7 protein-coding genes and 1 pseudogene are annotated in these 6,769 nt (G+C 62.7%); 6 read left to right on the top strand and 2 right to left on the bottom strand.

Features of this window, described 5'->3' with window-relative positions:
- Positions 1-309 precede the first annotated feature (309 nt).
- A complete protein-coding gene (locus DBR22_RS16165) occupies positions 310-663 on the top strand; it encodes an Rv2175c family DNA-binding protein (protein WP_108599858.1) in 354 nt (117 codons plus the stop codon).
- A 56-nt stretch (positions 664-719) separates the two neighbouring features.
- Here DBR22_RS16165 and DBR22_RS16170 read toward each other — a convergent pair whose 3' ends face one another.
- Both DBR22_RS16170 and DBR22_RS16175 read right to left on the bottom strand, forming a co-directional pair.
- Positions 720-1,814, bottom strand: coding sequence for a polyprenyl synthetase family protein (locus DBR22_RS16170; RefSeq protein ID WP_108599859.1), 1,095 nt, complete (start codon positions 1,812-1,814; stop codon positions 720-722).
- Positions 1,811-2,329, bottom strand: coding sequence for a hypothetical protein (locus tag DBR22_RS16175; protein ID WP_308810225.1), 519 nt, complete (start codon positions 2,327-2,329; stop codon positions 1,811-1,813). The genes DBR22_RS16170 and DBR22_RS16175 overlap by 4 nt, the downstream gene beginning before the upstream one ends.
- Before the next feature lie 149 nt (positions 2,330-2,478).
- Here DBR22_RS16175 and dinB point away from each other — a divergent pair, with 149 nt between their 5' ends.
- The 5 genes and pseudogenes from dinB to DBR22_RS16200 form a co-directional block, all read left to right on the top strand.
- Positions 2,479-3,636, top strand: a complete 1,158-nt coding sequence (gene dinB, locus DBR22_RS16180; RefSeq protein WP_108599864.1) for a DNA polymerase IV — start codon at positions 2,479-2,481, stop codon at positions 3,634-3,636.
- Between the two features lie 265 nt (positions 3,637-3,901).
- The gene (locus DBR22_RS16185; RefSeq protein ID WP_108599861.1) at positions 3,902-4,270 is read left to right on the top strand and encodes a DUF3040 domain-containing protein; all 369 of its coding nucleotides are present in this window, start codon (positions 3,902-3,904) and stop codon (positions 4,268-4,270) included.
- A 571-nt stretch (positions 4,271-4,841) separates the two neighbouring features.
- Entirely contained in the window at positions 4,842-5,270 is a 429-nt protein-coding gene (gene mraZ / locus DBR22_RS16190; RefSeq protein ID WP_108599862.1) for a division/cell wall cluster transcriptional repressor MraZ, read from the top strand.
- A gap of 166 nt (positions 5,271-5,436) precedes the next feature.
- Entirely contained in the window at positions 5,437-6,429 is a 993-nt protein-coding gene (gene rsmH, locus DBR22_RS16195; protein ID WP_108599863.1) for a 16S rRNA (cytosine(1402)-N(4))-methyltransferase RsmH, read from the top strand.
- Positions 6,426-6,769: pseudogene (locus DBR22_RS16200) on the top strand (hypothetical protein); the annotation flags it as partial. The gene rsmH and the pseudogene DBR22_RS16200, both read left to right, overlap by 4 nt.

Consider the following 6,769-nt stretch of genomic DNA (forward strand, 5'->3'; position numbering starts at 1 on the left):
GAGCCGCCGTTGTGACGGCGATCATGGGCAGACTCGGCCTGGGGGGCTGCTTTGGCGAGCGGGACGTCGTCATGGAAGGGATCCTCTTCTTCAACTGCCGGGAAGGATGAGCGTGTGACTATTGATACTAATGTTACTTAAGTTATTCCTGTTACAAATGTGATCTATGAGAATCTCTCACGAAATTTCCCCTAGCACAAGAATTCAGGCTTCACCGGTTCAACAGTTTTTGTGGAGTGTCGTGCATTTTGTCCCGACGGCGGAGAAACTGACTAGGCGCAGGGGCTCCGGCCGTGGCAACCTTGATCCGTGAGTAACGTAGAAAGCCTTGTGGGCGAGTGGCTGCCCCTGCCGGATGTCGCGCAGTTGTTGGACGTATCGATTACGAAAGTCCACAGCCTGATAGATGAACGGGCCCTTGCGGCCTTGCGCGTCGGGGAACGGCGCATACGTTCAGTGCCGGCGGCCTTTATTCAGGACGGCCATCTGGTTGACAGTCTTAAAGGCACCATTGTGGTTTTGGCTGACGCGGGCTACTCCGACGAGGACCTGATCGTCTGGCTGTTCACCGCCGACGATTCACTGCGCGGCCGGCCGATCGATGCGCTGCGGGAAGGCCGCAAGACCGAAATCAGGCGCAGGGCCCAGACCCTCGCCTGGTAGGGCCCGGGCCAGCTGAGCCTGGTCAGGTCGGCGGGGCTGACCAGGCAGCGGACCCTTTAGGAGGCGCGGCTGACGGTCGCTTCCGCCAGCTTGCGCAGGGCAGTTTTTGGCAGGTCGTCCAACGGCAGCCGTTCCAGCGCATCAAAGGCCGCCGAACCGAATTCGCTGATCAGCACCTCGGTCGCCTGGAGCGCCCCGGAATCCTCGATGATCCGGCGGATCTCGGCTATATCGCCGTCACCCAGCTCAGGGCTGCCGAGCTTGGCATCGATAAACGCTGATTCGGCGGCTGAGGCCTGATCCAGCGCCAGCGCAATCAGCACCGTCCGCTTGCCTTCACGGAGATCGTCTCCTGCAGGCTTCCCGGTGGTGACGGGGTCGCCGAAAACTCCCAGGACGTCGTCGCGCAGTTGGAATGCCTCGCCGAGGGGCAAAGCGAAGGCCGAGTAGCCGCGCAGCAGTTCATCAGATGCCCCCGCGAGGGCGCCACCGAGCGCCAGCGGATGCTCGGTGGAATACTTGGCGGACTTGAACCTGATGATGGACTGGGCGCGGGTCACTGCGCCTGCGCGGTCACGGACCGGACCGGCTACCTCTTCCAGGATGTCCAAATACTGTCCGGCCATGACCTCCGCGCGCATGAGGTTGAAGATCAGCCGTGCCCGGCTGCCTGACGCGGCCTGCCCGCCGATCTCAGTGAACGCTTCCTCGCTGAAGGACAAACACAGGTCCCCCGTGAGAATGGCGGCCGCGTGCCCGAACCGTTCGCTGTCCAATGCCCAGCCCTGGGCGTGGTGCAGTTGGCTAAAGCGGCGATGGACACTGGGCCCGCCCCGCCGGGTGTCTGAACGGTCAATGATGTCGTCGTGGATCAGGGCCGCTGCCTGGAAAAGCTCCAGGGCCGATCCTGCCGTGACGATCTGCGTAGCGGACGGATCCCCGCCCGCGCCGCGCCAACCCCAATAACACATCAGGGCGCGGAGCCTTTTGCCCCCGGTCACCAGATTGGAGATGGAGCCCATGATGGGATCAATGTCCGGCGAAATGGAGGCCATCAGGGCCTGCCGCTCCGTGAGGAAGTCCGTCAGTTCGCCGGCGACCGCCGCGACGAAGGCGGTCTGTTCCAGCCTGAGTTGCTCCGAAACAGTCACTGGGCAGACTCAGCAGAAACGTTGGCTCCAATGGTGAAGGTGGCAACACCCGCAGCCTCGACCACGGCGACGTTGACCGTCTCCGAGTCGTTCCGGACAAAGTCCTTGGAAGCCACGGAGCCCACGGCGTCGCCCGGAACGGCTTTGAATCCCTGAGACTGGAGATGTTGGGTATAGAAGTCCACGACGGCGGCGGCCGGGGAAGGGATGCTGGCCACCAGGGCCGCCGTGGACGGCGCTGCAGCCTTGTCGAAACTGCTCGATATCACTGTGGCTCCCGGCATCAGGGGAAGCAGCTTTTCGGGAAAACCGTCGACGATTTTTCCCACAGTGGCCGAAGTTCCGGGGGAGGAGGTGGGGCTGGCGGAAGCCGTGACGGTGGAGGCGCTGGATTCCGGCGAGGCGGTGCCGGCGGACGACGCCGACGCCTCGGGTCCCGCCGGGGTGCAGGCTGCGACGGCCAGCATGGCACTGGCGGCGAAAGCCGCCAATCCTGTTGCCTTAAGGTTTCTCATGACCGTCACAGGGACTTTCCTCCTGGGGTTGATGCCGGATTCAGCCTCCAGTTTAGTCAGTACCAACCGATAGGATTGCCGTTGTGGGGCTTGAGCAGAACAACCAGTACACCGAAGCGGGGCTTCGGGAGCTCAGGCGCAACTGCATTATGCATGTGGATATGGACGCTTTCTTTGTATCCGTGGAACTTCGCACACGTCCGGAACTGCGCGGGAAGCCGGTGATTGTCGGATTTCCGGCAGACCGTTCGGTGGTCCTTTCGGCGTCCTACGAAGCCCGCGCTTTCGGCGTCAAATCGGCAATGCCCATGGCGATTGCGGCACGCATGTGCCCCAAGGCCGTCATCATAGAACCGCGTCACAAGCTCTATTACGAGGTTTCCGGGCAGCTGATGGAGATCTTCCACTCCTTCACCGAACTCGTTGAGCCGCTCAGCGTTGACGAGGCCTTCCTGGATGTCGGCGGCGCGATCCGTCGGTTGGGCCCGCCGCGCGCCATCGGTGAGCAAGTCCGGCGCCAGGTGGCGGCCGAGCTGGGTATCACAGCCTCCGTGGGAATTGCCGCCAGCAAGTTCGTTGCCAAAATTGCCTCCACGCGTTGCAAACCTGATGGTCTGCTGCTCATTGGTCCGGACGAGACGGTGCCCTACCTCCACAGCCTGCCGGTCGGTGCCCTGTGGGGGATCGGCGCCAAGACAGCGGATGTCCTGGCCCGCATGGGCATCAATACCGTTGCGGACGTCGCGGCCACGCCGTTGTCCTCCCTCAAGAAGGTCCTGGGCGCTACGGGTGAGCACGTGCACCGGCTTTCATGGGGCATCGATCCGCGTCCGGTCACCCCGGTGAGGCTGGAAAAGAGCATCGGCGCGGAGGAGACCTTCGCAGTGGATACGGCCGATGAAGCCATCATCAGCCGCGAGCTGCTGCGGCTGGCCCATCGAACGGCAGGACGGCTGCGGAGTTCCGGCATGGTGGCCAGGACCGTGGCGTTGAAACTCCGGTTCGCGGATTTCTCCACCATCACCAGGAGCCGGACCGTCCACACTCCAGTGGACAGCGCACAGCTGATTCATGCCGTGGCCCTCCAACTGCTTGACTCCGTCGGCGAACGGCCCATGACTGTCCGGCTGGTGGGCATCCGTGCCGAGCAGCTGGAGGAGACCGCACAGACGTCACTGCAGTTGAGCCTTGACCGCCGGGATGACAACTGGCGGGCGGCCGAGCAGGCACTGGACCAGGTCAGCCGGAAGTTCGGAAACAAATCGGTCCTGCCCGCCAGTCTCCTGGACTCCGGGAAGGGTCAATGACACGGGACGCGAGCAGGTGCAGGAGGGGTCCGGGAAAGTCATTGCCGTCTTTCAGAACGGCCCCCGACAAACTATCCTTATATGTACATAGTTTTCAGTTACTGCCGGACCTCTTTGACGTGCTGCCGTTCCATCGGCGTCATGCCGGTGCTTCGCATTCCGCCATTGTCGGCGGGGCGGGAACCACCCGGACATGCCAGTCGTTGTCGGATCAGTAGTACTGGATGGGACCAGCCCGGACGTTGGCCTACTTAAGGAGGTCGTGATGCCGCTCTCGGAGCACGAACAAAAGCTGCTGGAGCAGTTGGAGAAGCAGCTGCACGAGGACGATCCCAAGTTCGCTAATTCCATGGGATCCGATCCCGGGCGAACGTGGTCCACCCGCCACATCGTCATTGGTGTGCTTTGCGCATTGGCGGGAATCGCGTTGCTCCTGGTCGGCGTCACCACCCAACTCATCATTGTGGGTGTGCTGGGCTTTGTAGTCATGGGTGCCGGTGTTTACTTCGCCACGATGCGCAACGCCTCCGCGCCTAAACAGAACGCCGGGCCGGGCAAAGCCGGGAAGCCCCGGAGTTCCTTCATGAGCAGCCTGGAGGAGCGCTGGGACGAGCGGCGCCGGGACGAATCCTGAAGGCTTTGCTTCTGCCCGCTGACACCCTGCCCTGATTTGTTCTGGTCCCGATCAGTCTGATCATCCAGCTGACTCCGGTGCGCCCCCCGGAATAGCCGGTGCTCATCGCCTGGCTACTCCACTTCCCGCCACTCCACTTTGCTCCCGCTGGCCATAATGGCCGCCCACTGGACCCGCTACGGCGGGTCTTTTGCATTTAGCCCCGACGGGTACGCCGCGGCGCGGCGGATACTCTACTTTGCGCCAGTGGCGTCCTTCCGCGCGGCGCATACTCCTCCACTTTGCGCCACTGGCGCGGCTCATACTCCTCCACTTCGTGCCACGGGCGTGCTTCCGCGCGGCCGATTCTCCTCCACTTCGCCACCGGCCTGCTTCGGCACGGCCGATACTCCTCCACTTCGCGCCACCGGCACGCTTCCGCGCCATTCAGGGGCCAAACAACCACGAAAAGGGGGAGGTCAGGACCGTTTTGCGTTGACTGTGGGGGAAAGTGGAGTAATGTGGAGGACATAAGAGGGTAGTTGCAACACAGGGGATGTGCAGTTCCTTTCGGCAGACAGGCGGTGGGCCAGTGTTTCTGGGCACGCACTCGCCGCGTCTGGACGAAAAGGGCCGGATTATCCTCCCCGCAAAGTTCCGTGAGGAACTTGCCAGCGGTCTGGTGCTCACGAGGGGCCAGGAACGTTGCATCTACGTCTTCAGTGAGCAGGAATTTGCACGTGTTCACGAGCAGATGCGGGAGGCGCCCATTTCCTCCAAGCAGGCACGTGACTACATCCGCGTCTTTCTCTCTGGAGCCTCGGACGAGGTACCTGACAAGCAGGGGCGCGTGACCATTCCGGCCGCTCTCCGGGAGTACGCAGGCCTCGGCAGGGAACTGGCCGTCATCGGCGCAGGCACCCGCGCCGAGATCTGGGATGCCCAGGCCTGGAATGAGTACCTGGCAGAAAAGGAAACCGCATTTTCTGAAACCGACGATGCCATTCCGGGGATCCTGTGATCACCTGAACAGCCCGGCGGACCGCTTCTTGAACGAGATCTCCAGCCGCCCATCAGAGCGTCAACCTGGCTCACTTCCCCGGAGCCAGGCCGGCGGGACGATAGGCGCGGATGGGGATCTGGATTAAGAAGCAACAAACCACACCAACGGCAGGAAGGACGAAGGCATGAACGAAAACCCCAAGCCAACGTCTGAACGCCATGTGCCGGTCCTGCGGGACCGGTGCATCAATTTGTTGGCCCCCGGTTTCGAAGCTGCCCGACTGCGGGGCGAAACCCCCATTGCCATCGACGCAACGCTGGGGATGGGCGGTCACTCAGAGGCCCTGCTCCAGCGCTTCGAGGACCTGCACCTGATCGGCATAGACCGCGACGAGGAAGCCTTGGCCCTGGCGGGGGAGCGGCTCGCACCCTTCGCCTCACGCACGGACCTCGTCCATGCGGTGTACGACGAAATAGCGGACGTGCTCGAGGACCTGGGAGTCTCCGAGGTCCACGGCATCCTGATGGACCTGGGCGTATCTTCGCTGCAGCTGGACGAGCGTGAGCGTGGATTCGCCTACTCGTTTGACGCGCCGCTGGACATGCGGATGGACACCAGCCGTGGGCAAACCGCGGCAGACGTCGTTAACAACTACAGCGAAGAGGATCTCGTCAGGATTATCCGCAAGTGGGGCGAGGAAAAGTTCGCCGGCCGGATCGCGAACAGGATCGTTGCGGCCAGGGCAGCCAAGCCATTCGCCACCACCGGGGAACTGGTGGAGCAAATCCGTTCCGTTGTTCCTGCCGCCGCAGCGAAATCGGGCGGCCATCCCGCTAAGAGGACCTTCCAGGCCCTCCGGATCGAAGTGAACGAGGAGCTTGAGGTGTTGGAGCGGGCCGTCCCTGCTGCCGTGGACGCCCTTGCCCTGGGTGGGCGCATCGTCGTCATGTCGTACCACTCCCTTGAGGACAAGATCGTGAAGGCCGTCTTCCAGGCAGGCTCAAAATCCTCCGCGCCGCTGGGTTTCCCGGTGGAGCTCGAGGAACATAAAGCAGTCCTGAAGACACTGACCAAGGGCACCGAAGTCCCCACCGCCGCCGAAATCGCAGAGAACCCGCGCGCAGCTTCAGCAAGGCTGCGGGCCGTGGAACGCATCAGAGCCAGGAGAGAAGCATGAGCACCGCCGCCGTCAAGAACTTCCCGGTGATCTCCGGCAGCACCGCCCCGGCCATCAAGAGCCCCGGGGCCGGCCGCAAGGAACGCACCCCCCTGTCTGTGGTGCGCTTTTCCCCGAGGAAGCGCCGTGCTCCCTTTGTGGTGCTGTGCTTTGCGATGCTGGCTGTGGCATTGGTAGCCGTGTTGGTCCTGAACATTTCCGTCTCCACATCGCAGTACCAGTTGGTCGAGCTCAGGGGCCAGCAAAGCAGCCTCACCAAGCAAAACCAGGACTTGACACAGCAGGTCCAGAATTTCGAGGCTCCCCAAAACCTGGCAGCCAAGGCTACAGACTTGGGAAT

Source organism: Arthrobacter sp. HMWF013, from assembly GCF_003061105.1.
Classification (GTDB): domain Bacteria; phylum Actinomycetota; class Actinomycetes; order Actinomycetales; family Micrococcaceae; genus Arthrobacter.